The organism is Arthrobacter pascens (genome assembly GCF_030815585.1).
GTDB classification, from domain to species: Bacteria; Actinomycetota; Actinomycetes; order Actinomycetales; family Micrococcaceae; genus Arthrobacter; species Arthrobacter pascens_A.
In genome coordinates, this window is sequence record NZ_JAUSWY010000001.1 from 3,033,277 (window position 1) to 3,059,836 (window position 26,560).

Sequence of the window (26,560 nt, forward strand, 5' to 3'; positions counted from 1 at the left end):
GTTGCGCATTGCGCTGGGCGCGATACCGTCCGGACCTGCAGCCCGGGGCGGCACCCAATTCATCCTACTGGACGCTTATCGCACAGCAGTTCCGCCCATAGGATTCGAACCTATACTCCACGGCTCCAAAGGCCGGGGTGCTGCCATTACACCAGGGCGGACCATGCCGCTGGCGCGTTAGGCCCGGGGCACAAGTATTTATTTTGCCATGGGTTCGGGGCGGGAAGCGACATGGGCAGGATTCAGCGTGCAGCCACCCGCCCCCACGCAGTAGTGCATGATGGAAATGTGAGCAACAACCTTCCGCGGACACGGATGACCGGCGTGCAGCGGCGTAGCCAGCTGATCGAAGTGGGACGTGGCCTCTTCGCCGTCCGTGGGCTCGACGGAACCACCATCGAAGAAATCGCCGGCTACGCGGGCGTCTCCAAACCCGTGATCTACGAACACTTCGGATCCAAGGAGGGCTTGTACACGCAGGTGGTGGACGTTGAGTTCCGCATCTTGCTCGACTCGATCAACAGCGCCCTGACGGAAGAGGCCAAGCCTCGTGTCCTCGTGGAACGCGCTGCCCTGGCCCTGCTCACCTACATCGAGGACCGCACGGACGGCTTCCGGATCCTGATTCGGGATGCGCCTCCGTCACAGCCCGAAGGCGCCTTTTCCTCGCTGCTGTCGCAGGTCACCGCCCGCGTGGAACACATCCTTTCCGACGAGTTCCACCGCCGTGGCTTCAGCGCAGAGGACGGCGCCATGTACGCCCAGATGCTGGTGGGCATGGTGGCCATGACCGGCCAATGGTGGCAGGACAGCCGCCGGCCGGACAAGCACACAGTGGCGGCACACCTCGTAAACCTCGCCTGGAACGGCCTGACCGGCCTAAGAAGGGACCCGGAGCTGAAGTCCGAGGGCTGAGTCTTCGTTCACGGTCCACCTCCGCGGGTGGCCACCTTCGCGGCGCAGGCGCCCTTCGCCGTCGTCCGTGGTCACCTACGCGGCGCAGTGGCCCTTCGCCGTCGCTTAGACACGACGCATAGGTGACGTTACGGTCGCTGGGCGACCTCCACGCCACGATGCGCCGCGATGCGCGACTACGCGAAGGCCCCCTGCACCACTATTGCGGAAGGTTCCGTTCGGGGATGCCTGCTGTTCCACGGCGGCAAGGTGACGTTCCTTGCCGGAGGCGGTCCTTCGAAAAGGAGCGCATCGCGACGCGTCAGGGCATGGAGGTCGCCCCGCGACCGGAGTGCCCTCTACGCGGCGTAAGCGTCGTCCCGAGGGCCCCGACGCGAGCTTGCGAGTGTTGGGAAGGGACCCACGCGCTAAGCGACGTCGAAGGGGCGGCTCCGGCACCCAGCCGAGCCCGAAGTCGGTTGTGACGCTTACTCGCCGAGGACCTCTAAGGCTTCGAGCCATTCGAGTTCCAGGGCTTCGCGTTCTCCGGCGAGGTCCTTGAGCTTTTTGTTTTGCTCGGCCAGGGCGTCGAAATCGTTCTCAGCGGTGCTCTTGACCATCTGGTCGTGGATCTTCTTTTCCTGCTGCTGGAGCTTGCCGAGTTGGCGGTCGATGCGGTTCTTGGCCTTGCGGGCGTCGCGCTTTTCAGCTTCTGATGCCCCCGGGGCCGCAGGAGCGGAACTGCCGCTCGCAGCAGTCACAGGGTTGCCGCCGCCGGTGATGGTGGAGCCGGCGAGAGCCCCTTCCCGCAGTTCGAGGTACTGGTCAACGCCGCGCGGCAGGGCGCGGATCTTCCCGTCGCCCAGTAATGCCATCTGGTGGTCCGTCACGCGCTCCAGGAGGTAGCGGTCGTGGCTCACCACCACCAGGGTGCCGGGCCAGCCATCGAGCACGTCCTCCACCGCTGCCAGGGTGTCGGTGTCGAGGTCGTTGGTGGGCTCATCGAGCATCAGCACATTGGGTTCCCCCACGAGCAGCCGCAGCAGCTGGAGACGGCGGCGCTCACCGCCGGACAGATCCTTGACCGGGGTCCACTGCTTCTGGTTGGTGAAGCCAAGCTGCTCCACGAGCTGGCCGGCCGTGAATTCCTTGCCGCCGACGTTGAAGGAGCGCTTTTCACGTTCGATGACCTCGATGACGCGCAGGTCAGCAACGTCGTCGAGCTCCTTGACCTCCTGGGTAAGGACGGCGGTGACAACCGTCTTTCCGCGCTTGACCTTGCCGGAGCTCGGCTGGATCTCGCCATTGAGTAGTTTAAGGAGCGTGGTTTTGCCTGCGCCGTTGACGCCGACGAGGCCAAGCCGCTCGCCGGGCGCGAGCCGCAGCGTGATGTTGTCGAAGAGTTTCTGGCCTTCGTCACCGCCCAGGAAATCAAGCGTGACGTTTTCCAGATCCAGGACGTCCTTGCCCAGGCGTGCAGTGGCCATCTTGCTCAGTGCCGTCGAGTCGCGTGGCTCCGGGACGTCGGCGATCAGGGCGTTGGCGGCTTCGATGCGGAACTTCGGTTTGGCGGTCCGGGCCGGGGCGCCGCGGCGCAGCCACGCCAATTCCTTCTTGACGAGCTGCTGCCGCTTGCTTTCCACCACGGATGCTGAACGGTCGCGCTCGGCGCGGGCCAGCACATAGGCGGCGTAGCCGCCGTCGAACGGGTCCATGATGCCGTCGTGGATTTCCCAGGTCTTGGTGCAGACTTCGTCGAGGAACCAGCGGTCGTGGGTGACTACCAGGAAGGCGCCCTGGTTGGCACGCCAGCGGGTCTTGAGGTGCCGGGACAGCCACGCCACGCCTTCGACGTCGAGGTGGTTGGTGGGCTCGTCCAGCATGATGACGTCGTGGTCCTCGATGAGGAGCTTGGCCAGGGCCACCCGCCGCTTCTGGCCGCCGGAGAGGGCATGGACGTTCGCGTGCCAGTCGACGTCGGAGACCAGGCCGCCCATGACTTCGCGGATCTGCGGGTTGCGGGCCCATTCGTAGTCTGCCTGGTCGCCAACGATCGCAGCGCCGACGGTGAGGTCGCCGTCGAGCACGTCGCTCTGGTCCAGGTATCCGATGTTGACCTCGCTGCGTTTGGTCACCCGGCCGGCGTCCGGGATGGAACGCAGCGCCAGCAGCCGCATGAGGGTCGATTTTCCGTCACCGTTCCGGCCTACCATGCCGATCCGGTCACCCTCCTCGAGTCCGAGGGTGATGCCGTCCAGGACGGTACGCGTTGCGTACGAAACCGTGAGGTTTTCGCCGCCAAGAAGGTGTGCCAAGAGGACTGCTTTCTGCTGCTGAATTAGTACTGGACGCTTAAAGGAGGGTATCGGAGATGATGCGCGCACCATGCACTGGGCCGTGGACGGCGATGGCCGTCAGCCCGTAGTGAAGCAGGTCAGCGGCCAGGCTTTCGGCGGCCGACGGATTGTGCGTCAGCAGGGCCACCGTGGGACCCGAGCCCGAGACGATGCCCGCAATGGCTCCGTGGGATTCGCCGATTCCCAGCGTATCGCGGAGCGCCGGTGCCAGCTCAATGGATGCCCGCTGCAGATCGTTCACCAGGACCCGGCTGAGGGCGTCGGCATCCCCGCCCCGCAGTGCCTTCAGGATCTTGGGGTCGACTCCTGTGGGCTCAAGCGCGTCGATGCCTTCCGCCTCGCGCAGCCGGTCCAGGGTGCGGTAGACCTCGGGTGTCGGCAGCCCGTAGTCTGCGGCCACAAGGACCCAGTCGGTCTGGGCTTTGGCCAGGGCGGGTGAGAGTTCGTCGCCGAGACCGAGCCCCACCGCGGTTCCGCCAAGGAGCGAAAAAGGGACGTCGGCGCCGAGCTCGGCCGCCAGGTGCGCCAGCTCCTCCCGGGAGAGGCCACTGTTCCACAGAGCATCGCAGGCCAGTAGCGTGGCCGCTGCGTCCGCCGACCCTCCGCCCATGCCTCCGGCCACGGGAACCCGCTTGGTGATCTCCAGATGGACGCCGGTTGGGTGCTCGGAGACCTCAGCCATGATCGCTGCCGCCTTGTAGGCAAGGTTTCTTTCATCCAGCGGGATATCCACATCATCAAGGTCCAGTGTGCTGGCCGGACTGATGCTGACCGTAATGCCGGGGGTTTCCGTGGTGGTAGCTGCTACTTCCTCGTAGAGGGAAACAGCCAGGTAGACACTGGCCACCGAGTGGTACCCGTCAGGCCGCAGGGGGCCCACATCCAAGGAGACGTTGACCTTCCCAGGCGCCTTCACCTGTACGGTCCGCGCGGCAAAGTGTCCGGCCCGCGCATTCACGCCTTGGCCTCGCGGGCCTCGGCGATTCTGGCGAAGGCCGCTACGTCAATGACTTCACCCCGGGCCGTGGGATCAACTCCGGCCGCGAGCAGGCAGCGTTCGGCCTCGGCAGCGCTGCCGGCCCATCCGGCTAGGGCCGCCCGCAGGGTTTTGCGGCGCTGGGCGAACGCCGCATCAATGACTGCGAAGACCTGTTCACGGGTGGCAGTTGTCACGGGCGGCTGCCGGCGGGTGAAGGCTACGAGGCCCGAGTGGATCTTCGGTGCCGGCCAGAACACGTTCATGCCGATCACTCCAGCCTTGCGCATGCTGCTGTACCACGCCGCTTTGACCGATGGCACTCCGTAGGTCTTGGATCCCGGACCCGCGGCCAACCTGTCGGCCACCTCGTCTTGGACCATCACCAGGCCGTGCTGAAGGCTGGGAAAGTGCTGAAGCAGGTGCAGGACCACCGGGACGGCCACGTTGTAGGGGAGGTTCGCCACAATGGCCGTGGGTTCTACAGGAAGGGAGGTCACTCTCATGGCATCGGCCTGGACGAGATGGAAGTCCCCCGCCGACTCCGGGCGCCATTCATTCACCGTCTCAGGCAGCTTCGCCGCCAGAACCGGATCAATTTCGACGGCGACCACAGACTTCGCAGCGTCCAGCAGCCCCAAGGTGAGTGAACCGAGGCCGGGCCCGACTTCCAGCACTGTCTCATGCGGACCAATGTTCGCGACCGACACAATCCGGCGGATGGTGTTGCCGTCAATGACGAAGTTCTGGCCGAGCGTCTTGGTGGGCCGGATGCCGATTTCTTCCGCCAGCCGGCGTATGTCGGAGGCACCGAAGAGGGGTGCGGGCGCGGCGGCGGTCGGTTCAGTCACCTAGGTATCCTATCCCGCCAGCCTTGCGGTGCCATGCGGGTTCCTTGCCGGCCATACGTGTTAACGACTGCGGCCGGACCCGGAAATTCCGGGCCCGGCCGTTGCATGCCATGGGCTCTACCCGCGCGGCTGTGGTCAGCTTCCGCACCAGGCTGGCGCCTCAGGCGTGACGTCTAGCTGGAGGCAGCCCAGCCGCAGCCCCATGGCTGCAGGCCACGCTGCGCGTATACACGGTTTGCGATGTCTATCTGCTGTGCCTTGGTCGCAAGGCTGGCATTCGGGGCGTAAGCGCCGCCGCCTGAGCCGATCCAGGTCCGGATATCAAACTGCAGGCCGCCGTAGTACCCGTTGCCCGTGTTAGCGGCCCAGTTTCCGCTGGATTCACACTGGGCGATCTTGTCCCACATTGCCTCGTTCATCATGGCAGGTGCAGCGGCTCCGGAGTTTGCGGCGGCTGCAGTCGCTGCAACGGGCTTTGCCTTGGTGCCTACGGTGACTTTCTCCGTCACGGGCTGTACGGAAACTGTTTCGGAGACCAGGGTCCGTGAAGCTTCGCGTCCGTCCACCAGCACCAGCTTGAAGGTCCTGTCCACTTTTCCGGCTGCGCCGGCCTGGGTTACCTTCTTTTCGCCCTTTAGGAGATCCGCGCTCTCGGTGGTCAGAGTCTCGAACTGGACGTCTTCCGTGGTGGCCTCGGTCTTGCCGGTGTCCACACGGGACACCTTGACCACCATGTTATTGACCACGTGGGCATTTCCCGGCTGCGAGGAGCGGTCGTTGACGCCAAGCGTCACGCCTGCGTCCTCAAGCACCTGGCCGACGGTGGCCGCCGTCGTCGTTGCCGTGGACACCTTGCCGTCGGCAACGATGCTGACACTCTTGGGCGTCGAGATGGAAACAAATGATCCGTCCACGGAAAGCTGGGAGTCCTTCGGGACGGAGACGGAGGAGGCGCTTGCAACGCCGAGCTCGGTCACGAGGCCGGCGACGTCGGGAGCGGTGGTGCTGACCGTCTTTTCCGAGCCGTCAAGGCTGACCTTCACCGCCTTGGCCATGTTGACGTTGATGACGGTGCCGTTTTCCACTGTGGCATCCACCGACGGCGAAACGCGGTCAGCGGGCTTCAGCTCCAGCTTGGCGCTCTTCACGACCTGGCCCACTGTGCCGCCGAAGGACTGGACCGAGGTCACTTTCCCATCGACGTTGAGCGTGATGGTTTTGTTATTGCCGACGAAAGCAACAAGTCCGAGCACCAGTGCACATAGCACCAACAGCTGGGTGCCAACCTTGAGGAAGCTGAACTTGCCGTCCGATGTGAAAAACTTGACCACGATTGCCCGTAACTCTAGGAGCGTCCGGGCACGGGGAAAAACGCAGGGAAGCACCCGGCGCAGCACCCTGGGGCAGCTCCGGGCACCGTTGCGCCGCCACACTCCTCACGCCAGGCACGCAGGCTTGGAGCCCTGCAGGGTCCTGTTACGGATGAGTGAAATTATCCGAAGGCCTTCCCCGACCCCGGCTAATAGTTTCCCACTGTAACCGTAGCGTTATAAAGCAGCCAAGAAATTTACATACCAGGTATGTCTTGGGCGGGCCGGTTCGATTGCCGGATCAAGCCCATTCACCGTACGCCCGCAGGGTATTTGCGCTGAGCCGGCCACAGAGTTCCGCAAGGTCCGTTCCTGTCAATTCGGCCATGGCCCGGACCGTGTACGGCACCATGTAGCTTGCATTCGGACGCCCCCGGTGCGGATGGGGCGTAAGGAAAGGCGCGTCGGTTTCTACCAGCACGAGGTCCGGGTCCGCCACCGCCAGCGCAGCCCGGAGGTCCGCCGAGTTCCTAAAGGTCACGGTGCCGGCGAAGGACATGTTCCAACCCGCCTCATTGCAGATCCTGGCGAGGCCCTCATCCCCCGAAAAGCAGTGGAAGACCACCCGCTCCGGAGCCCCCTCTTCGCGCAGCACTTGCACAACGTCGCTGTGGGCATCCCGGTCATGAATCTGGAGAGTCAGCCCGAGCCGTTTGGCGATGTCAATGTGCCGCCGGAATGAGTAGCGCTGAGCCACCAGCCCCTCCCCTTCGGTGCGGAAGAAATCCAGCCCTGTCTCGCCGATGGCCCGGATGCGGGGATGGCTGGCCAACCGCTCGATCTCCGCCAATGCGTCTTCCAGCTCCCCGCGAAGGGCGTACTCCGGTGCGTCGTTCGGGTGCAGCGCCACCGCTCCCAACAGCCGGCTGTCCAGCTCAACGGCCTCAACGGTGAAACGTGAGGAGGCCAAGTCACAGCCCACCTGGACCGCGCCCTGCACGCCCACGGCCTCAGCTGCATCCAGCGCGGCGGCGATCCCCACCGGCGCGTCGCCGTTGGGGAAGTCGAGGTGCGTGTGGTTGTCCATCACCGGCGCTGGCAACGGCTCGGGCGCCGGCGGAAAACCCTGCCTCCCGGAACGCCCGGTTCCGGCTGCTCCGTCCGTTCCGGAATCGCGGTAAGCGGCGGGACTCAGCGAATTGCACATCACTCAAGCCTAGCCGCGGCGGATGCCTGCAGAATTACCGGAACTCTCTGTCAGCCATGGCAGTTGTGTTAGTAGTCTGGTAACGAACAGTATGCGAACGCCCACCGACGGGCGAAGGCAGGCTTTGCTGACCCGTCCCAGGTGATACCCGGGCTGAAAGGTTGCCGATGGATACGCACCGACGCACCGCCGTCAATGAAATAAACCCTGCCAGCCGCAACTTCACCGAAGTCACCGAACCGGTCAGCCAGTTGAACGGACACAAGGCACCGGCCATGGACGCCGCATCCTTCCATTCGGCAAGTCAACGCATCCTGGACGCAGTCAACACGGTGATCGACGGAAAATCGGAAGCCGCCAAGCTTGCCCTGACTGTGCTGTTGGCCCAGGGCCACCTGCTCCTTGAGGACGTGCCTGGCGTGGGCAAAACCCTGTTGGCCAAGACCCTGGCACGGACCATCGATTGCACGGTCAGCCGGATCCAGTTCACCCCGGACCTCCTTCCGTCCGACGTGACCGGCGTTTCCATCTACAACCAGTCATCACGCCTGTTCGAGTTCCGCCCGGGCGCGGTGTTTGCCAACATCGTCATTGGGGATGAAATCAACCGGGCCTCGGCCAAAACCCAGTCAGCCCTGCTTGAGTGTATGGAGGAGCACCAGGTCACAGTGGACGGCGACTCCTACAAACTCGATGAGCCTTTTATGGTGGTGGCCACGCAGAATCCGATCGAGATGGAAGGCACCTACCCCCTTCCGGAGGCCCAGCGTGACCGATTTATGGCCCGGATTTCCATGGGTTATCCGGACAAGGACTCCGAAATCGAAATGCTGGAGACCCACCAGGCCACGTCGCCCTTGACCAAGGTCTCAGCGGTGGTCACAGCTGCGGACGTCGCCGCGATGATTTCCTCCGTCCAGCAGGTCTACGTATCACAAGCCGTCAAGGAGTACACCGTGTCCGTGGGCAGGGCCACCCGCGAGAGCCCCCTGCTCCGGCTGGGCGCAAGTCCACGCTCCCTGCTGCAGTTGCTCCGTGCCGCTAAGGCCACCGCGGCGCTGGACGGACGCGACTTTGTCCTCCCGGACGACGTCGTCAATCTTGCGGAATCCGTGCTGGCCCACCGGATTATCCTGGACCGCAAAGCGGCCAGCGCCGGCGAGACGCCGCACAGCGTCATCCGGGGCATTCTGTCCAGGCTGCCGGTGAGCCAGGACCTGGCGGATGCCTCGGCCCGGTCGGGAGCCCGGACTCCTCCCGCCTCCGGGTTGCGCCGGAACCACTAGGCAGGAATCGCCATGGCGCTGCTGGACCGACTGCCCCGACACATGTTCAGCCAACGTGGCTGGGGGCTCCTGGCTGCAGGTGCCGTGGCCCTGTTGTCTGCGCAGATCATGGGCCGACGGGACCTCCTGAGCCTCAGCGTCCTGCTGATTGTCCTTCCTTTGGTTTCCCTCGCCGGAATCAGGCTCGTCAAGCCGCGGTTCCAGGTCTACCGTGAGTTCAACCCATCACCGGTGGAAACGTCGGCCGCCACTACTGTCCGGCTGGCCGTGGCAAGAACCGGCTTCGGCACAGGCCGCGCCATCATGGAGGAGCGGCTCCCCCAAAGGTTTGGGGAGTCTCCGGCGTTCCGATTCCCGGCGCGGTCCGCCACAGGAGGCACCAGCAGGTACGAGTACCACCTGCGTTCCACCAGACGCGGTCAGTTCGTCATCGGTCCGGTAACGGCCGAATTCACGGATCCCTTTGGACTCTCCCTGCACCGGCAGGCGATCGACGGCGGCGACATCCTCACTGTCACGCCGGCCGCCGTCGAGCTTCCCGTTACCGGGCTGGCGGGTGCACGCGGCAACGACGGGATCACAGCCACCAGGATCCGTGCGAATCCCAGCGACGACGACGTCATGACCCGTGAATACCGCCATGGCGACCCCATGCGCAGGGTCCACTGGCCAGCCACCGCGCGGCATGGCGCGCTGATGGTGCGGCAGGAAGAGTCCGTGACCACGCCGGAAGCCACCATCATCCTGGATCAGCGGTTTGGGGCGTTCTCCGGTGGCCCCGGGACCGGCTCCAGTGGAAACACTCCCGCTGACGGCCGCGAACCGGTCAGCAGTGACACGTTTGAGTGGGCCGTGGTGGCCGCCATCTCCATCAGTTCCCACCTTGTAGAGCGCAACTATGCCCTCCGTCTGCTCGATGCCCGGGGTGAGCCTGCATTCATGAAATCACCGTCCGCGCCCGAGCCGGAAATCGAAGAGTACAGCGGCACCGGCGGACTCCAGTCCATCGCCGAAAGCCTCGCCGCCATCCAGCTCTCAGGACCGCCCCATGGCCGCCGCGACGCCGGCCGCAAGGAAGCAGGCGGTCACGGCCACGACCACGGCGGCGCCCAGGACTCGGGCCCCCCGCCCTTCGACGACCTCCTGATGGACAAGCTGTCGGCCCACCGCATGCGCGGCCCCCTCATCGCGCTCCTCGGCCGGATCTCGCTCATGGAAGCAACTGCCCTGGCTCCGGCGGCAGGGTACGGGGCTAACGCCTTCGCCATCATCGTGGCCGAGAGGCCCTCGGAATTCGAGGAGGTTCTCGAGGCACTGCGGCAGGGCGGCTGGCGGGCTGCCGCTGTGTCTCCGTCTGTATCCGTCCCCGCGGCATGGAGCCACTTTGACCAGGGCGGACCGGCTCTGGCCGCAGCGGCGGCTGACGTCCGGCGCGGTGTGGGGGTGGCGCGATGACGCTGGCACCGCACAAGAGTTCAGCCGGCCAGGCGCAGGCGGCACCGCCACCTGGCCCTGGGCAGGCGACCGTACTCGGACGGGTGGGAGCATACCCCTGGGCTATGGCCTTGGCGGTGGCGCTGTCCGTATCCGGCGCGGCCCTTTCCCTCAATGGAGTCCTGAGGGGCTGGGCCTGGTACCTTCCGGTGCTGACCACGGTTTTTGTGGTCTCGCTGACCATGGCTGCCCTGCGGGCGCTCAGGGCTCAGCCTCTGCTGGTCACGGCCGGCGGGTTTGCCTCCCTTGCCAGCATCCTGACCTTCACGTTCTTCCGACCCACAAGCATCGCCGGCTTCATCCCTTCCGGGACCACCATGGCCGATTTGGACCGGTTCATCCGCCGTGCCAGCGAAACGGTGTTGGCCGAAAGTGCGCCCGTGGCTCCCAACGCCGGGATTGTGATGGTCACGTGCGCCGTGCTGGGTCTGACGGTCATACTGATCGATGCCCTTGCAGTCCCGCTCGGCATGCCGGCGACCACCGGGTTGGGCCTCCTGGCCATCCTGGTTGTTCCGGCCATGGTGAAACCGCAGAGCGTGGGCGTCTGGGGCTTCGGTGCCACGGTGGCCGGCTATCTGCTGATCCTGGCCTGCAGCCAGTGGTTTACGCCCGATGCCCGGACACCTGCCGACACCGCACGCAACCCCGGCCAGATGAGGCGGGCCGCGCTCACAGGGGGTGTGGCACTGGTTGCCACCCTGATCGTTCCGCTGGCCATTCCGGGTTTTGACCAAGGAACGTTTCCCCAAGGCTCCCGGGTGAACCCATGGGGCACCTCCACCGGCCTGAACCCCATGATCACGCTGGGAAACAGCCTCCGCACCCCTGCCGGGAGCGGACGCATCACCTACGCCACCAACGCAGGTACCCCGCTGTATCTGCGGTCGGTCACCGTAGACAATTTCGACGGCGACTCCTGGGGCCCGGACGACAGGGGCGCTTCGCGGCGGCCCGTCGGGGAACAGATCGAGACAGGTTACGAGGTCCTTGCCGATGAACAGCTCCGCCAGGTCACGGCGGTGGACACGGGCACCTTCACGAGCCCCTACCTTCCAGTGCCTTACGCGCCCGAGTCGGTCCGCGGGCTAAGCGGTCGCTGGACCTGGGATCCTGCCACACTCAGCATCAAAGGGTCCGACACCAATTCGCGGAGCCAGCAATACATCGTGGTGTCGTCCGCGCCGAAGCTCACAGCCGGACTCCTGGTGCAGCAATCCGGTGCCGTGCAGGGAGTACCTGATGACTTCACCAGGGTTCCCGGCAACATGCCGGATATTGTCAGGACAACCGCGGATTCAGTGACTGGCTCCGGCGGCACGGCCTACGCGAAGGCCATGGCGATCCAGAAATACCTGCGGTCTGCCGAGTTCACCTATTCCCTTCAGTCCCCGGTCCAGGGCGGCTACGACGGCAACGGGCTATCGGTCCTTGCGGATTTCCTGACGCAAAAGAGCGGGTACTGCATCCACTACGCTTCGGCCATGGCCGTGATGGCGCGGCTCGAAGGCATCCCGAGCCGCATCGCCGTCGGCTACGCCCCGGGCAGGCTGACTGGTGCCACAGTCTCCGTAGCCGGGCAGGGGGCCCTGCCCGAGTATGAAGTGGACGCCAGGGATGCCCACGCCTGGCCCGAACTCTACTTCCAGGGTCTCGGCTGGGTTGCTTTTGAGCCCACGCCGTCACGTGGCGTGGTACCGGCCTACGCCACCGAGACGTCCACGCCTGGCGCCGGTGCCATTGAAAACAACGACGGCCTCATTCCCTCGAGCGACCCGTCGCCGACTCCGGCGCCAAGCACCACACCGGTGCCTTTACCCGGTGCTGGCGGCGGCAGCGAGGCAGGCCCCCAACTGCTGCCCTGGCTGCTGGGCACTGCCGGCGTCCTTGGCCTGATGCTCGTTGCGGCATCTCCGCGGCTGGTCCGGATGGGCCTCCGTGCCAGGAGGCTCAGACGCCAGGACCCGGCCTCCGACGATGCTGTTCCGCCTGCCTGGTCCGAATTCCTTGACCTTGGCACGGATTACGGGCTACCCCCGCATCCCAGTGAGACGGCCCGGGTGTATTCAGCCAGGCTCCGCGGCTCGTCCCTGCTTGGTGAAGCCGGCGGAATGGACGACGCCGGGCACCAGGCTGTCATTTTGCTCACCACCGATTTCGAACGCCGGAAATACGGGCCACGGGCACGGCAGGACACACCGGCAGGTGACGCGCCGGGGAGTGACCGCGCACCGCTCCGCATCGCAGCGGTGCAACGCTCGCTGCGTGCAAATGCCCCGCTGTCCCGGCGGCTGCGCGCCGACTGGCTGCCGCCGTCGGTCATGCGCCGCCTGGGGCGGATGCTCACAGCCCCTTTCCGGGCGCTCGGCGGTCTGGCCCGGCGGACGGCACACGCCGCCGCGCGCTCCTGGTCCTGGGCACGCGAGGGCCTGCGGCATCTGAGCGAGGGCTAGGCCTGTCTCCTGAAGCGGCCGGCCAAACAGTGATTGCGCCGAGGACAGCGCGGCCGCGGTAGGTGAGTGCGCCTTTGTCGAAGCGGGTGGCCAGGCCGCGCCATTGCTTTGAAAGTGTTTGAGTTCCGTTCAGCAACGTTGCGGCCTCTGGAGTCCTCCTTGTCGAAGCCTGGTGGGCTGCCGCCGGCGGAGAAACAGGGTCCTCTGATTTACCCTGGGTTTCGTCGGGTTTTGGCAAAACTGTATAGCTGTTATACAGTTTTGAAATGCTAAATGAAGCGGTGACAGTTGCCGACGCTGTCCGTACCCGGCTTGAACGCAGCCTCTTGGCCGGAGACTACTCTGCGGGAGCCCAGGTTAAGGACACCCACGTGGCCGAGAAGTTGGGCGTGGCCAGGCCTACTGCCCGCGTTGCGGTACAGGGCCTCATCGCTGACGGCTTCCTGGAACGTGAAACCGGGCGAAGCGCAAGGGTCCGTCGTTTCTCCGTCCAGGACGTCGCCGACATATTTCGCGTGCGCCGGCTCATCGAATTTGAGGCGGTCCGCTCGGTCTGTCAGGGCGCCGATACAAGGCCGATCCGGGAATCCTTGGCGAGGTTTTCAGAGGTCAGGGATGATCAGGATTGGGAAACTGCGGCACAAGCTGACATGGGCTTTCATGCGGCAGTCGTGGCAGCTGCAGACTCACCACGGCTGAGCAGGCTCTTTCAGACGATTTCCACAGAGATCCGCCTCCTGATGGCACTTCTTCGGCCCCGGTACCACCAGGTATCCACCCTGCACGATGAACATACTGTGCTTCTGAATGCGCTGATCGCCGGCATCCCGGAAGAAGCATTGCAGCTTTGGGCGGTCCATTTGAACGACGCCGAAGCGTTCCTGAGCACCAGAATCCCGGAAGAACCCTCCCGAGAGCACTAAGCCGGCACAGCTACCCGCTGCCGATCACGGGCGGACGTCCCGCCGGTACTCCCCTCAATGGCTTCTCGATTTCATCAATACCGTTCCATGACAACCCAAGTGGAAAGCACACCATGCACTCAAAGCTCACCGCCCCGGAACATGCACCGGTTCTGGAAAGGCTTCAGGCCGCGGGTATGCCCGTGGAAGCCTCCGGTCACCGGCTGGCCGCATACTCCTACGATGCGTCCAATTACCGGATACCGCCTGTCGGTGTTGTGTTTCCGCGCAGCGTCGAGGACGTCGTCGCTGCCATGGCGGCGTGCCGCGAAACCGAAACTGCCCTGATAAGCCGGGGCGGAGGGACGTCGATGGCTGGAAACGCCATCGGCCCGGGCATCGTGCTGGACTTCTCGCGGCACATGAACCGGATCATAACCATCGATGAGACGACAGGAACGGCCGACGTCGAAGCCGGCGTTGTGCTTGCCCAGCTCACCCGCGAAACCGAACGCGCAACGGGCGGCAGCCTCACGTTCGCCCCCGACCCATCCTCAAAAAACCGTGCCACCATTGGTGGGGCCATCGGCAACGACGCGTGCGGCAACCACTCGGTCCGCTATGGACGGACTTCCGACCACGTCCACGAGATCGACGTCGTCACCTCCGATGGAGCCCTCCTGACCGCATCAGGCCAAGGCGTGCGGGCCACCAACCCGTCCGACGCTTACTCCGTATCCCGCGCGTTCGTGTTGGGCGAAGACCTCAAAAAGCTCGCACAGGACAACCTGGCTGCTTTCCGTCGTGAACTTGGCCGCATCCAGCGCCAGGTTTCCGGCTACCACCTTGCCAATCTGCTGCCGGAGAACGGCCTGAACGTTGCCAGGGCACTGGTCGGCACCGAAGGAACCTGCGCCGTCGTCGTCCGCGCCCGCATGAAACTCGTCCCCAAGCCATCCAGTGCACTGCTGGTCTGCCTCGGCTATGCCGACGTAGTCGATGCCGCAAAGGACATCGAGACCATCCTTGACTTCTCGCCGGCAGCGGTCGAGGGCATCGACGAGGCCATCGTGGATACCATGCGGCTGCGCCGCGGAGACGACTCCGTCCTGGGGCTTCCCCGGGGCAAGGCGTTCCTGTACGTAGACCTCGACGGCGACGACCCGGACGAAGTGGCCCGCCAAGCCGCCCTGCTGCTGGAACGGCTCGCCGCCAACGGCCGCCTGGTCGATGGGTGTGCCGTTCCGGACTCTACTGAACGCGCTACATTGTGGCGGGTGAGGGAAGACGGCGCAGGCCTGTCATCAAGGCCCGCCAGTGGCGGAGAATCCCAGGCCGGATGGGAGGACTCCGCCGTTGCCCCACAGAACCTTGCAGCCTATCTGGCCGACTTCCGGACGCTCCTGGACGAGTATGAGCTGACCGGGATCATGTACGGACACTTTGGGGCGGGATGCATGCACATCCGCATCACCTACGACCTGCGCACGGAAAGAGGCCGCAGCGTGTTCCGCAAGTTCACGCAGGCCGCCGCCGAACTTGTTGTCCGCCACGGAGGTTCCTTGTCCGGAGAACACGGCGACGGACGTGCCCGCTCAGCACTGCTTTCGCATATGTATTCCCCCGGTATGCTCGCCGCGTTCGAGGAATACCGCAGGCTATGGGATGAGGCAGGGATCCTGAATCCGGGTTTGATCACCGATCCAGATCCGTTTGACGCCAACCTGGCGCTCGAGGGGGTCCCCGAGCGTGAGTGGAGAACGCACTTCGAGCTCCGGCCTGTCGAGGCTGCCGCGGCCGGAGCGGACCCCTGGGTGCATGCCGTCCAGGCTTGCATCGGCGTCGGTAGATGCCGTTCCGACACCGGTGGGGTGATGTGCCCGAGCTTCCGGGCCACTGGGGACGAGAAAGACTCAACGCGTGGACGGTCCAGGGCGCTCCAGGACATGGTCCGGGGTGCCCGGACCATCGACGAAGGCTGGAAGTCTGAAGATGTCCGCGAGGCATTGGACCTATGTCTGGCCTGCAAGGCCTGCTCCAACGACTGTCCCGCCGGCGTGGACATGGCCAGCTACAAGTCCGAGTTCTTCTCGCACTACTACGAGGGCCGGCTCCGGCCGATGTCGCACTTCTCGCTCGGGTGGCTGCCCAGGTGGCTGAAGCTCACGTCGCGAATCAGCCCGATGGTGAACTTGGTGCTGGCCAGCCCGCTCGGAAACGTCGTGGCAGCTGCCGGTGGCCTCACCACCAAGAGGAAGATGCCGAAGTTCGCCTCCCGGAAGATGCTTCGCGACGCCCTCGCCCCGTACAGCGCCGCCTCCCGGACAGCCGACGCCGTGCTGTTCGTTGACTCGTTCACGAAGGGTTTCAGGCCCGAAGTGGCCGGGGCAGCAGCCCGGGTCATGGAAAGCACGGGAAGGCAGGTCGGCTGCGAATCCGACGCCTGCTGCGGCCTGACCTGGATCTCTACGGGTCAACTCGACACCGCGAAGAAGCTCATGGGCAAGGCCGTAGCGAAGCTCGATGACGGCACCGATGCACCGATCGTCGTCATCGAACCAAGCTGCGCCGCCGCATTGAAGAAGGACGCGCCGGAACTGCTCGGCACCGAGGCCGCCGAACGCGTATCCCACAGGATCCGCAGCTTCGCCGAAGCGGTGAAGGAATGGGTCGACGCAGGTTGGCCGCCACCGGCCGTACCTGCGGACGTGACTGTGCAGACCCACTGCCACGAGTACTCAACTTTTGGGGCGACAGTACAGAGGAAAGCATTGGCGGCCCTCGGCGTCGCGAATGTCACCGAGGCAACCGGTTGCTGTGGTGTAGCGGGAAACTTCGGCTTCGAAGCAAACCACTACGACATCTCCATGAAGGTGGCGCAACAGGCACTTGCTCCTGCCCTTGAAAGCACTGCGGCAGACACACCTGTCCTTGCCGACGGCTTCAGCTGTGCGATGCAGGTCAAGCAATTGGAACCGGAGCGCAAGAGCCTTCACCTTGCCGAACTCCTTGACCCCAGGAACACCGTCCCTTAGAGCAAGCCATAACCGAAAGAGAGAACCAATGAGCGTCACAACCAACGTCGCTACTCCGCTGATTACGGCGGACGCCGACAGCCTCCGCCACGCGGATGAGGTCATCCAATCCATCAAGCTCCCGGGCCAAGGCATCGCTGTCCAGGACCCTGCCACGGCCGAGACCATAGCCCATGTCCCTGACGCTGATGTCGAGGCTGCACTGGAAGCTGTTGGGAAGGCCGACGCGGCAGGAGCTGACTGGTCAAGCAGCACGCTTCGTCAGCGCGCCGACGTGCTGCACGCCTGGTACAACAAGCTCGTTGCCCACACTGAAGATCTCGCACACCTGATTTCACGCGAAATGGGCAAGCCACTTGCAGAGGCCCGCGGCGAGGTCAAGTACGGCACCGACTTCGTTCGCTGGTACGCCGAGGAGGCCGTGCGCCCCGCAGGGAACTTCCGGGAAACCCCAGACGGCGGGGCGAGCCTCCTGACGCGCCGCTCCCCCGTGGGCCTGGCGGTGCTGATTACGCCCTGGAATTTCCCCCTGGCCATGGCAACCCGAAAGATTGCACCGGCGCTGGCAGCAGGTTGCCCCGTAGTTATCAAGCCTGCCACCCTTACTCCCCTGACGACGTACTTCGCTGTGCAGCTCGCCATTGAGGCAGGAGTGCCTGAAGAACTGATCCAGGTCATCACCACCTCAAAGTCAGGGGCGTTCAGCGAAGCCGTCCTGCTTGACCCAAGGGTCCGGAAGGTTTCGTTCACCGGGTCAACGCCGGTGGGCCGTCAGCTCCTGAAGCTTGCCTCCCAGAATGTGCTCCGCAGCTCAATGGAGCTCGGCGGCAACGCACCGCTCATCGTCTTCAACGACGCCGATCTTCAGCGCGCCGTGGACGGAACGTTTGCCGCGAAGCTGCGCAATGGCGGACAGTCCTGCATTGGAGCCAACCGCATCTACGTCCAGGACGGAATAGCAGATGACTTCGTGTCTGCACTCACCGAACGCTTCGCCCAGGTCGCCGTCGGAAGCGGCCTCGGAAAGCAGACCGCACTTGGTGCACTGATCGACGATCGCGCAGTAGCACAAATGCAGGCGTACACCGAGAATGCTGTGAGTCTCGGTGCCACGCTGCTGACCGGCGGCCACGGGTATGACTCGCCCGGCAACTTCTTTGCCCCGACCGTCCTGGACCGGGTCACGGAAGACTCCGACGTTGCCCAATCCGAGATTTTCGGCCCAATCGCCGCGATCCAGCGGTTCAGCTCAGAGACCGAGGTAATCAACCGGGCCAACGCGACAGAATTTGGCCTCGCAGGCTATGTCTTCACCGAGAACCTCGACCGCGCACTCAATGTCGCCGATCGACTCCAGACAGGAATCGTGGGCATCAACCAAGGCGTACCATCCAACGCTGCCGCCCCGTTCGGAGGCATCAAGCAGTCAGGCCTCGGACGCGAAGGAAGCGCCGAAGGCCTCGAAGAATACGAAAACATCCGCTTCTACAACGTGGCGCGACGCGCCACTGCCTAGTCCTCGCTCCCGGAACGCGTCGGCCTGACCCCAGCGGGGACAACTGACCCTGTCTGGAGCGATCACACCATCTTTGAGACCGGCGCCAGTACTGGCGCCGGTCTTATCGATGAGTAGCCCGGCTGCCCCGCCTTAGTCAGCCGGCGTAGGGATCGGCGATGCCGATGTATTGCGTGTAGAGGTACTCCTCAATGCCTTCGAGGCCTCCCTCGCGGCCCAGTCCGGACTGCTTGATGCCGCCGAAGGGTGCTGCGGCGTTGGAGATCACGCCGGCGTTCAGTCCCAGCATGCCGGTCTCCAGCCGCTCGCCCATCCGCAGTCCCCGGTTCAGGTCCTTCGTGAAGACGTAGGCCACCAGCCCGTACTCGGTGTTGTTGGCCAGGCGGATGGCGTCCTCTTCGGTGCCGAACGTAGTAATCGGGGCGACGGGTCCGAAGATCTCCTCGGACAGGATCCGGGTGCCCTCGGAGACACCGGTGAGGATGGTGGGCTGGTAGAAGTAGCCCGGTCCGTCCACCGGTGCGCCGCCCAGGACGGCCCTCGCTCCGGAGGCCACGGCGTCGGACACGAGCTCGTGGACTTTGTCGCGGCTCTTGGCGTCGATCAGCGGCCCCACCTTGGACTGCGCTTCTGTGCCGCGGGCCGTGGTCATCTCGGCCATCTTCGCGGCGAACTTCTCCGCGAATTCGGCCGCCACGGACTCGTGGACAATGAAGCGGTTGGCGGCGGTGCAGGCCTCGCCCATGTTCCGCAGCTTGGCCAGCATCGCCCCGGCGACGGCGGCGTCAAGATCAGCGTCCTCGAATACCACGAACGGCGCGTTGCCGCCGAGTTCCATGGATGTCCGCAGCACGGTTTCGGAGGCATCGGAGAGCAGACGCCGGCCCACCTCGGTGGATCCGGTGAAGGAGAGCTTGCGCAGCCTGGCATCCTTGATCAGCGGGCCCGTGGTGGCACCCGCGGTGGATGTCGGGATGACGTTCAGGACGCCGGCGGGCAGGCCGGCTTCCATCATGACGGCGGCGAACAGCTGGGAGGTCAGAGGGGTCAGGTTGGCCGACTTCAGCACCATGGTGCAGCCTGCGGCCACGGCCGGGGCGATCTTGCGGGTGGCCATTGCCAGCGGGAAGTTCCACGGGGTGATCAGCAGGCACGGACCCACTGGCTTCTTCGTCACCAGCAGCCGGGACTTCCCGTCCGGCGAGACCGAGTACCGGCCGAACGCGCGGACGGCTTCCTCGGAGAACCAGCGCAGAAACTCTGCACCGTAAGTGACCTCGCCGCGGGCTTCGGCCAGCGGCTTGCCCATTTCCAGTGTCATCAGCAGCGCGAAATCCTCGGCGCGTTCAGTAACGAGCTCAAAGGCCCGGCGCAGGATTTCGCCGCGCTCACGCGGCGGGACCTTCGCCCAGGACTCCTGCGCCGCAGCGGCGGCGTCCAGTGCAGCGGCGCCGTCCTCGGGACCGGCATCGGCAATGCTCAACAGGACCTTGCCCGTGGCGGGATCCTCAACGTCAAAAGTCTTTCCCGAGGCGGCGGGCCGCCACTCACCATTGATCAGCAGGCCCGTGGGGACAGAGGCCAGCAGTTCACTCTCGCGCTCTGCGGTAACAGCTGGCAGTGCAGTAACAGTCACGATGACTCCCTCGTCAGTAGGGTTGTTGCAGCCGTGCGTCGGAGGCCCGGAATGGCCCGCTCACTTGGCTGATTAACTGTCAGACTACTGCCGCGCCCGCCGGGGGTCTACGCCTGGACGCACTACCGAATACCGGGTCTGCTGTGCAGGTGCACAGCAGACTTCGGTGGGCCTCCGGTAGTCTCCACGCGGCGTCGGCGAGGCTTCAGCGCGCAGCCAGCACAGCTGAGTACAGCTCCCTCTTGCTCACCCGCACGTCCTCCGCGACCGCCGCCACGGCCTCTTTGAGCCGGATCCCCTGCGACACCAGTTCGTTCACGGCCGCCACATGGTCTTCCGGCGTGCCGGATGCCTGCTCGGGCGCCCCACCAAGCACCACGGCAATCTCCCCGCGGACCTCATTGCCCTCCGCCCACAGCAGCAGTTCACCCACGGACCCCCGGATCACTTCCTCGTAGGTCTTGGTCAGTTCACGGCAGACAGCGATCCGGCGGTCCGCGCCGAAACGCTCCCGCAATGCCCGCAGCATTGATTCCAGCCGGTGCGGCGCTTCGAAGAACACCATGGTCCGGCGCTCCGCCGCGAGGTCCGCCAGGCGCGACATGCGCTCCCCTGCTTTCCGTGGAAGGAAGCCTTCAAAACAGAACCGGTCGGTGGGCAGGCCGGACAGGGCAAGGGCAGTCAGTACGGCCGACGGCCCCGGGACGGCCGTCACGGTGAGCCCGGCGGCCACTGCCCCTTCCACCAGCCGGAAACCGGGGTCGGAAACTGACGGCATGCCGGCGTCGGTGACCATAACCATGGTTTTGCCTCCGCGCACCTGGTCAAGGAGTTCGGCGGTCTTAGTCGCCTCATTATGTTCGTGGTAGCTGATCACGCGGCCACCGACGGTGACTCCCAGGCTTTGGACCAGGCGATGCAAACGCCGGGTGTCTTCCGCAGCCACAATGTCCGCCGTGGCCAGCAGCTCGATGAGGCGGGCCGAGGCATCCCCGGTATTGCCTATCGGTGTGGCCGCCAGCACCACCCGGCCTGGACCTGCGGCGACGGAGCCTGACGGGCCAGAGGATTCTGGCGTGCTGGAATCGGGAAGGGTATTGGGGTTAGGGTCCACGCCACCAGCCTACTGCTGGCAGGCAGCACCAGCTGCAAAAGGTAGCATGGGGCACGTGACGCAGACCTCCACCCGGCCTTCCGGGGCCGGCCAAACCGCCCCGGGGGCATCCGCCCCCGGCTCCCCGGAAAGCGCCGCTGCCGGAGGCGCCCTTGCCGGCCGCCCCTGGATCAGCCGGCCGGCCCAGGCCTTCTCCGCCGAAGCCCTCCAGCAGCGGCTCATCGGAAATATCCGCAGCTGGCGGGACTACCCGCCGTCGCTGCGGCTTTGGTTCTGGCTGGTACCGGTACTTACGGCGGTGATCGGTGGAATCCTCCGCTTCGTCCGGCTGGAGACACCGCGCAGCCTGATCTTTGATGAGACCTACTACGTCAAGGATGGCTACTCGCTCCTGATCAGCGGCTATGAGCGGAGCTGGCCGGATAAGGCCAATGATGCCTTTAATGCAGGGAATCCGGCCGTCCTTCTGGACACACCCGAATACGTGGTCCATCCGCCCGTGGGTAAGTGGATGATCGCCGGAGGCATGTGGCTCTTCGGCGCCGATAATCCCTTCGGCTGGCGTTTCGCGGCGGCACTGACCGGGACCGTGTCCATCCTGCTGCTCACACTCATTGCGCAGAAACTCTTCCATTCCCTTCCGATGGCGGCTGCTGCCGGCCTGCTGCTGGCTGTGGACGGCCATCACCTGGTGATGTCGCGGACCTCGCTGCTCGATATCTTCCTGATGTTCTGGATTCTGGCTGCTTTCGGAGCGCTGCTGATGGACCGCGACGACGGACGCCGTCGGCTGGCCATCCGGCTGGCAAGCCGGGCCGCCGCTGCCAAAGACGGCCGGCCCTCCGTTAAACAGCTGCTCGCTGGCCCGTGGCTCGGCATCCGCTGGTGGCGGATTGGTGCGGGTGTATGCCTTGGCCTTGCCGTGGGGACGAAATGGTCCGGGCTGTTTTTCCTTGCGGGGTTCGGGCTGCTTTCGGTCCTCTGGGACCTCAACGCCCGGCGCGTTGCCGGAATCCGCGGTTGGGTCAGCGGCGGGCTCATCAAAGACGGACTGCCGGCCTTCATGAGCGTCGTCCCTGTGGCCGCCCTGGTGTACACAGCCAGTTGGACGGGCTGGTTCCGATCGAACGACGCCTACTACCGTCACTGGGCCGAGAGCAACCCCTCGGCGGAATGGGGGTGGCTGCCGGATGCTGTCCGGTCCCTGGCCCACTATCACCAGGAGGCGTACAACTTCCATCAGGGACTCAGCTCCGACCATCCGTACGAGGCAAGCGCCTGGAGCTGGCTCGTGATGGGCAGGCCCACATCGTTCTTCTACGAGTCGCCCGGGCAAGGAGCCCCCGGATGCAACGTATCGAACTGCGCTTCTGCCATCCTCTCGGTGGGAAATCCCATGGTCTGGTGGGGCGCAGCCATCTCCCTGGTGGTCCTCCTCTTCTGGTGGGCCGGCCGCCGGGACTGGCGGGCGGGGGCATTGCTCGCCGGAGTGGGCGCCGGCTATCTGCCCTGGTTCCTGTATCCGGAGCGCACCATGTTCTACTTCTATGCCGTGTCCTTTGAGCCGTTCCTGGTGCTGGCCCTGGTCTATTGCCTGGGCCTCGTGCTGGGGCGGGACACCGATCCGCCCTGGCGCCGGCGCTCCGGCTTCTACGTCGTGGCGCTCTTCGTTGCGGGGGCGGTCCTGCTTTCCGCCTTCTTCTACCCGGTCTGGACCGCCGAAGTCATCCCTTACCAGGACTGGCGATACAGGATGTGGATGCCGTCCTGGATCTAGGGCAGGATTGCAACAGACCTGACGATGGAGCCGCGCGCAGCGGTGAGGCAGCGGAAAGGAGACCGGCCGTGAGAGAAGCAAGCACAGGACTGCTGATGGAACTTGATCCCGACAGTAACGTCACCGATCTCCTGCTGCAGCAGCGGGCAGCCAACCCCGCCCACGCCCTCTACTCTCGCAGGGGTCCCAACGGCTGGACGGATATCCCGGCGCAGAGATTCCTGCACGATGTCAGTGCCCTGGCCAAAGGCCTGATCGCGGGCGGCTTGGAGCCAGGGGACACCGTGGCCGTAATGTCGTCGACAAGCTATGAGTGGACACTGGTGGACTTCGCCGTCTGGTTCGCCGGCGGCGTGACCGTGCCCGTCCACGAAACCTCTTCAGCCAGCCAGGTGGAGTGGATACTGCACGACGCTGGTACCTGGCGTGTTTTTGCCGAGGACCGCGAAAAGACAGAAATGCTCGCCCAGGTCCTGGGCTCCTCAGCCCTCCTCAAGGACCGCCTGGTGAATGTGGTCAGAATGGACTACGACGGCGAAGCCCCCAACCTCGCCAGCCTCGCCGGTGCAGGCGCCGGCGTCACGGACGCCGAGCTCGAACGCCACCGCACCGCCGCCGTGCTGGACGACGTTGCGTCCATTGTCTACACCTCCGGATCCGCCGGCCATCCCAAGGGCTGCGAGATCACGCACGGCAACTTTGCCCTGGTGGCCACCAACATCGTGGCCTTCCTCCCCGAGCTCCTGAGACCGGAGAACGCCCGGACGCTGATGGTCCTGCCCGTGGCGCATGTGCTGGCCCGCACCATCCAGGTGGCCTGCCTCAACGCCGGCGCCACCCTGGGCCACGCCGGCAACGCGGTGCAGCTCCTGGAGGATCTGGGCACCTTCAAACCGACGTTCCTCATGGTGGTGCCGCGCATCTTCGAGAAGGTCCGCGCCGGTGCGGCGCGCAAGGCAGCATTGTCTGGCAGGGCCGGGATTTTCAGCGCCGCCTCTGCCGCCGCGGTCCGGTACTCCAGGGAGCAGGACAGCGCAGCCCGTGGCCAGGGCAGCGGGCCCGGCCTTCTTTCCCGGGCCCGGCACGCTGTGTTCGACAGGCTGCTGTATGCCAACTTGCGCCAGGCACTCGGCGGACAGGTTCGCTACGCGATGTCAGGCGCCAGCCCTTCTGCTGAGGACGCACACTTCTTCCGCGGCGCAGGCATCCCTGTCCTGGAAGGCTATGGGCTGACAGAAACCACAGCGCCCTGCACCGCCAACACCCCCACGCGCACCAAGGTAGGCAGCGTGGGCATCCCGATTCCCGGCACTACCGTTCGCGTCGCTGAGGACGGCGAGATCCTGGTTAAGGGCATCGGCGTCTTCAAGGGCTATCACACCGACGAGGCCGCCAACGCGGAAGCGTTCGTGGACGGCTTCTTCCGTACCGGGGACCTCGGCGAGCTGGACTCCGACGGCTTCCTGACCATCACCGGCCGCAAGAATGATCTCCCCTCAAACCCGGGCATCTGACGCCCTCGGTCAACTTCAGGAAATGGCGGCCGGAGTGGTCCGGTCGCTGCTGACCAGGCCGCGACGCCGGCGTGTAGGCCACGTCAGGATCAGCGTCACCAAAGCGGCAAGCAGGACCAGCGCTGCGATCACGATTCCGGCGTCAATCCAGAACTGGCCCGGGAACAGCCTGATGAGGGTGTCCTGCAAGGAAAACGTCCATGACCCGCTGGCGAAGAAGATTCGATGGAACTCGGTGAAGAACTGCTGCCAGCCCAGCACCGCCAGCGCGCCCAAGGCCAGGATGACCACCAGGGCCACGATGGAGCCGGCGAACAGTCCTCTGCGCGCTCCTCCGGTGCTGCGGCGGCGCAGGTAGGTGATGGCCACGACGCTCAGCAGGATGAGAAGCGCACCAGCACCAAAAGTGGACAGGATCACGAGCTTCACATCCGCCATGTGGCTGACTTCGCCGTCCTTGAACAGCTTTTCGCCGCTGCGGTTGACAAGCTCGCCCAGATACCGCGGGCCTGACCAGTTGCTCAGGTAGTCAACGGCGTAGGAGCCGTACGTCATCCTGTCATCGGTGCTGAAGCCATAGCCGTCACCGGGGAATCCCGGGCGGTTGTATTCCACCCACAAGAACAGGGGACTGGCCACCGCCCGCACCGCCAGCACCAGAAGAATCAAGGGATAGAACACGGCGAGGAGGACCTGAACGATGCGCGGCGCCAGGGGCTTGGCGTTCGCTGCGCTCTCACGCTGGGCGTTGCGCCGCTCCACCTCCTCCTGCGGTGGACGCACCTGCAGCGCCGACGTGGGGAGCGGTTCATTGAAATGCGGTTCGCTCCCCTGCCCTGAAGATTCAACACCGGAAGGCTCGACGGCGGCCTCCGCCGCTTTGCGGTCTGCCCGGCTTTCGGGCTGCGGGTGTGTTGCTGGTCCGGGGTCGGAACCGGTGCCCGGAGTGGCGCCGCCGCCGGGAACGGGCGTCTTCAGCCATTCAAACGCGTGCTCATCCGAGTCCGCCGAGGTGTCCAGGACGGGATCCGGCTGCGGCTCCGTGCGATTGGCAGGGTTCGGAGAATTGTCTTTCACTGCAGCGTCACTTCCGTTGGGGTCCGCACCCCCGGCTCACGTCCGGGCAGCGCCATGCATCTGTTGACGAGCCTACCGTCCGGGCCTCCAGGAGGGCGAGGAGCCACCCCGGGAGGCCAGGGATTCACGCAGCGATTTCGGTGTAGCCGGCATCGTCCGAGCCAAGGTCCCCGCGGGCCCCCGCCAGATAGGCCCGCCTGCCCCAGATCAGGACGTAGAGCCAATACGATGCGAGCACGGCGGAGCCGATGCCAATCTTGACCCACACCGGCAGCGTGCTGGGCGTAACAAACCCTTCAACAAGACCCGACACGAACAACACCAGTATCAGGCCCAGCGCCACCGTGATCAAGGACCGGCCTTCCTCCGCCACTGCCCGGCCCCTGGTGCGGGGCCCCGGCGAGACCATGGCCCAGAAGATCCGCAATCCGGCAGCGCAGGCGATGAAGACCGCGGTGAGCTCCATCAGCCCGTGCGGAAGGATATAGCTGTAGAAGACATCGGTCTTGCCTGCAGCCGCGAAAATCCCGGCTGCGATCCCCACGCCCTGGGCGTTGCTGAACAGGATCATGGGCACCCAGATCCCGGTGATGCCCAGGGCTACGGCCTGCGCGCTGATCCACGCGTTGTTTGTCCAGACCGCACCGGCAAAGGAAGCTGCCGGGTTCTCCGAGTAGTAGTCGATGAAGTCCTTTTCCACATACTTCCGGATGGCGGAATCGGTGGCCAAGGTCCGCAGGGCGTCGGGGGAATTGCCGATCCACAACGCGTAGGCGCCGCCGATCAGGAGGAAGGCGGCGCCGCAGGCCAGCGTCAGCCAGCTCAACCGGTAGAGCGCAGCCGGCAGCGCGACCACAAAGAAGCGGGCAAGGTCCGCCATGAAATTCGACCGGGCACCGGTGAAACGTGTCCTCGCCTGGGCAAGCGTTGCCGACAACGCCGCGGACAAGCCGCTTTCCGGGGCCAGGGACCGGATGAGGGAAAGATGTGCGGACGTGGACTGGTAGAGCCGCAGGAGTTCGTCGGCCTCCGCGCCGCTGAGCCGGCGTTTGAACGCCAGCTCGTGCAACCTCGACCATTTGTCCCCGTTGACGGCGGAGAAGGCATCCATATCCACGGCACCAGCCTAGCGGCACCGCATTAGACTGTGAGCGTCCGCAG

17 protein-coding genes, 1 tRNA gene and 1 pseudogene are annotated in these 26,560 nt (G+C 65.1%); 9 read left to right on the forward strand and 10 right to left on the reverse strand.

The window, feature by feature from the left end; genetic code table 11:
* Positions 1–89 precede the first annotated feature (89 nt).
* Positions 90–161, reverse strand: a tRNA-Gln gene (locus QFZ30_RS14000).
* 127 nt (positions 162–288) lie between these two features.
* On the opposite strand from QFZ30_RS14000, the gene QFZ30_RS14005 reads away from it, so the two are divergent.
* Positions 289–915, forward strand: coding sequence for a TetR/AcrR family transcriptional regulator (locus QFZ30_RS14005; protein WP_307077173.1), 627 nt, complete (start codon positions 289–291; stop codon positions 913–915).
* A 467-nt stretch (positions 916–1,382) separates the two neighbouring features.
* Here the strand turns inward: QFZ30_RS14005 and QFZ30_RS14010 are convergent, their stop codons facing one another.
* The 5 genes from QFZ30_RS14010 to QFZ30_RS14030 form a co-directional block, all read right to left on the reverse strand.
* Entirely contained in the window at positions 1,383–3,209 is a 1,827-nt protein-coding gene (locus tag QFZ30_RS14010) for an ABC-F family ATP-binding cassette domain-containing protein (RefSeq protein WP_307077175.1), read from the reverse strand.
* A gap of 37 nt (positions 3,210–3,246) precedes the next feature.
* Entirely contained in the window at positions 3,247–4,209 is a 963-nt protein-coding gene (locus QFZ30_RS14015; protein ID WP_307077177.1) for a 4-(cytidine 5'-diphospho)-2-C-methyl-D-erythritol kinase, read from the reverse strand.
* Positions 4,206–5,078 (reverse strand): 16S rRNA (adenine(1518)-N(6)/adenine(1519)-N(6))-dimethyltransferase RsmA, encoded by an 873-nt coding sequence (gene rsmA / locus QFZ30_RS14020; RefSeq protein ID WP_307077179.1) that lies wholly within the window; start codon positions 5,076–5,078, stop codon positions 4,206–4,208. The genes QFZ30_RS14015 and rsmA overlap by 4 nt, the downstream gene beginning before the upstream one ends.
* A 173-nt stretch (positions 5,079–5,251) precedes the next feature.
* Complete coding sequence (locus QFZ30_RS14025) at positions 5,252–6,409, reverse strand: resuscitation-promoting factor (RefSeq protein ID WP_307077181.1); 1,158 nt, start codon at positions 6,407–6,409, stop codon at positions 5,252–5,254.
* Positions 6,410–6,689: 280 nt separating this feature from the next.
* Positions 6,690–7,595 (reverse strand): TatD family hydrolase, encoded by a 906-nt coding sequence (locus QFZ30_RS14030; RefSeq protein WP_307077183.1) that lies wholly within the window; start codon positions 7,593–7,595, stop codon positions 6,690–6,692.
* Positions 7,596–7,762: 167 nt separating this feature from the next.
* Here QFZ30_RS14030 and QFZ30_RS14035 point away from each other — a divergent pair, with 167 nt between their 5' ends.
* The 6 genes from QFZ30_RS14035 to QFZ30_RS14065 all read left to right on the forward strand — a co-directional run bounded on the left by QFZ30_RS14035 (position 7,763) and on the right by QFZ30_RS14065 (position 18,281).
* Positions 7,763–8,881, forward strand: a complete 1,119-nt coding sequence (locus QFZ30_RS14035; RefSeq protein ID WP_307077185.1) for an AAA family ATPase — start codon at positions 7,763–7,765, stop codon at positions 8,879–8,881.
* A 12-nt stretch (positions 8,882–8,893) separates the two neighbouring features.
* A complete protein-coding gene (locus tag QFZ30_RS14040; protein WP_307077186.1) occupies positions 8,894–10,336 on the forward strand; it encodes a DUF58 domain-containing protein in 1,443 nt (480 codons plus the stop codon).
* On the forward strand, positions 10,333–12,828 hold the full coding sequence (locus QFZ30_RS14045; RefSeq protein ID WP_307077188.1) for a transglutaminase family protein: 2,496 nt from the start codon (positions 10,333–10,335) through the stop codon (positions 12,826–12,828). Before QFZ30_RS14040 ends, QFZ30_RS14045 begins: the two co-directional genes overlap by 4 nt.
* Positions 12,829–13,094: 266 nt before the next feature.
* Complete coding sequence (locus QFZ30_RS14055) at positions 13,095–13,751, forward strand: GntR family transcriptional regulator (protein ID WP_307077190.1); 657 nt, start codon at positions 13,095–13,097, stop codon at positions 13,749–13,751.
* 113 nt (positions 13,752–13,864) lie between these two features.
* Positions 13,865–16,765, forward strand: coding sequence for an FAD-binding and (Fe-S)-binding domain-containing protein (locus QFZ30_RS14060; protein ID WP_307077192.1), 2,901 nt, complete (start codon positions 13,865–13,867; stop codon positions 16,763–16,765).
* A 28-nt stretch (positions 16,766–16,793) separates the two neighbouring features.
* Positions 16,794–18,281: an NAD-dependent succinate-semialdehyde dehydrogenase gene (locus QFZ30_RS14065; RefSeq protein WP_307077194.1), complete on the forward strand. Its 1,488-nt coding sequence runs from the start codon at positions 16,794–16,796 to the stop codon at positions 18,279–18,281.
* Positions 18,282–18,417: 136 nt separating this feature from the next.
* Here the strand turns inward: QFZ30_RS14065 and QFZ30_RS14070 are convergent, their stop codons facing one another.
* Both QFZ30_RS14070 and rsmI read right to left on the reverse strand, forming a co-directional pair.
* On the reverse strand, positions 18,418–19,917 hold the full coding sequence (locus QFZ30_RS14070; protein WP_307077195.1) for an NAD-dependent succinate-semialdehyde dehydrogenase: 1,500 nt from the start codon (positions 19,915–19,917) through the stop codon (positions 18,418–18,420).
* A 205-nt stretch (positions 19,918–20,122) separates the two neighbouring features.
* Positions 20,123–21,031 carry a 16S rRNA (cytidine(1402)-2'-O)-methyltransferase gene (gene rsmI, locus QFZ30_RS14075; protein ID WP_373462844.1) on the reverse strand — a complete coding sequence of 303 codons (909 nt, stop codon included), beginning with the start codon at positions 21,029–21,031 and terminating at the stop codon, positions 20,123–20,125.
* A gap of 46 nt (positions 21,032–21,077) precedes the next feature.
* Here rsmI and QFZ30_RS14080 point away from each other — a divergent pair, with 46 nt between their 5' ends.
* Both QFZ30_RS14080 and QFZ30_RS14085 read left to right on the forward strand, forming a co-directional pair.
* Positions 21,078–22,808, forward strand: a complete 1,731-nt coding sequence (locus tag QFZ30_RS14080) for a dolichyl-phosphate-mannose--protein mannosyltransferase (RefSeq protein ID WP_307077197.1) — start codon at positions 21,078–21,080, stop codon at positions 22,806–22,808.
* A 68-nt stretch (positions 22,809–22,876) separates the two neighbouring features.
* Positions 22,877–24,301, forward strand: a pseudogene (locus QFZ30_RS14085) (AMP-dependent synthetase/ligase); the annotation flags it as partial.
* Positions 24,302–24,337: 36 nt separating this feature from the next.
* Here the strand turns inward: QFZ30_RS14085 and QFZ30_RS14090 are convergent.
* Together QFZ30_RS14090 and QFZ30_RS14095 are read right to left on the reverse strand one after the other, a co-directional pair.
* The gene (locus QFZ30_RS14090) at positions 24,338–25,399 is read right to left on the reverse strand and encodes a TIGR01906 family membrane protein (RefSeq protein WP_307077198.1); all 1,062 of its coding nucleotides are present in this window, start codon (positions 25,397–25,399) and stop codon (positions 24,338–24,340) included.
* Between the two features lie 124 nt (positions 25,400–25,523).
* On the reverse strand, positions 25,524–26,516 hold the full coding sequence (locus QFZ30_RS14095) for a stage II sporulation protein M (protein ID WP_307077200.1): 993 nt from the start codon (positions 26,514–26,516) through the stop codon (positions 25,524–25,526).
* Between the last annotated feature and the right edge of the window lie 44 nt (positions 26,517–26,560).

Excerpts from the sequence above, each read along its gene's own strand:
- QFZ30_RS14030 (WP_307077183.1), bottom strand. The coding sequence starts at position 7,595 with ATGTGCAATTCGCTGAGTCCCGCCGCTTACCGCGATTCCGGAACGGAC.
- QFZ30_RS14035 (WP_307077185.1), top strand. The coding sequence starts at position 7,763 with ATGGATACGCACCGACGCACCGCCGTCAATGAAATAAACCCTGCCAGC.
- QFZ30_RS14040 (WP_307077186.1), top strand. The coding sequence starts at position 8,894 with ATGGCGCTGCTGGACCGACTGCCCCGACACATGTTCAGCCAACGTGGC.
- QFZ30_RS14045 (WP_307077188.1), top strand. The coding sequence starts at position 10,333 with ATGACGCTGGCACCGCACAAGAGTTCAGCCGGCCAGGCGCAGGCGGCA.
- QFZ30_RS14055 (WP_307077190.1), top strand. The coding sequence starts at position 13,095 with ATGCTAAATGAAGCGGTGACAGTTGCCGACGCTGTCCGTACCCGGCTT.
- QFZ30_RS14060 (WP_307077192.1), top strand. The coding sequence starts at position 13,865 with ATGCACTCAAAGCTCACCGCCCCGGAACATGCACCGGTTCTGGAAAGG.
- QFZ30_RS14065 (WP_307077194.1), top strand. The coding sequence starts at position 16,794 with ATGAGCGTCACAACCAACGTCGCTACTCCGCTGATTACGGCGGACGCC.
- QFZ30_RS14080 (WP_307077197.1), top strand. The coding sequence starts at position 21,078 with ATGGGGCACGTGACGCAGACCTCCACCCGGCCTTCCGGGGCCGGCCAA.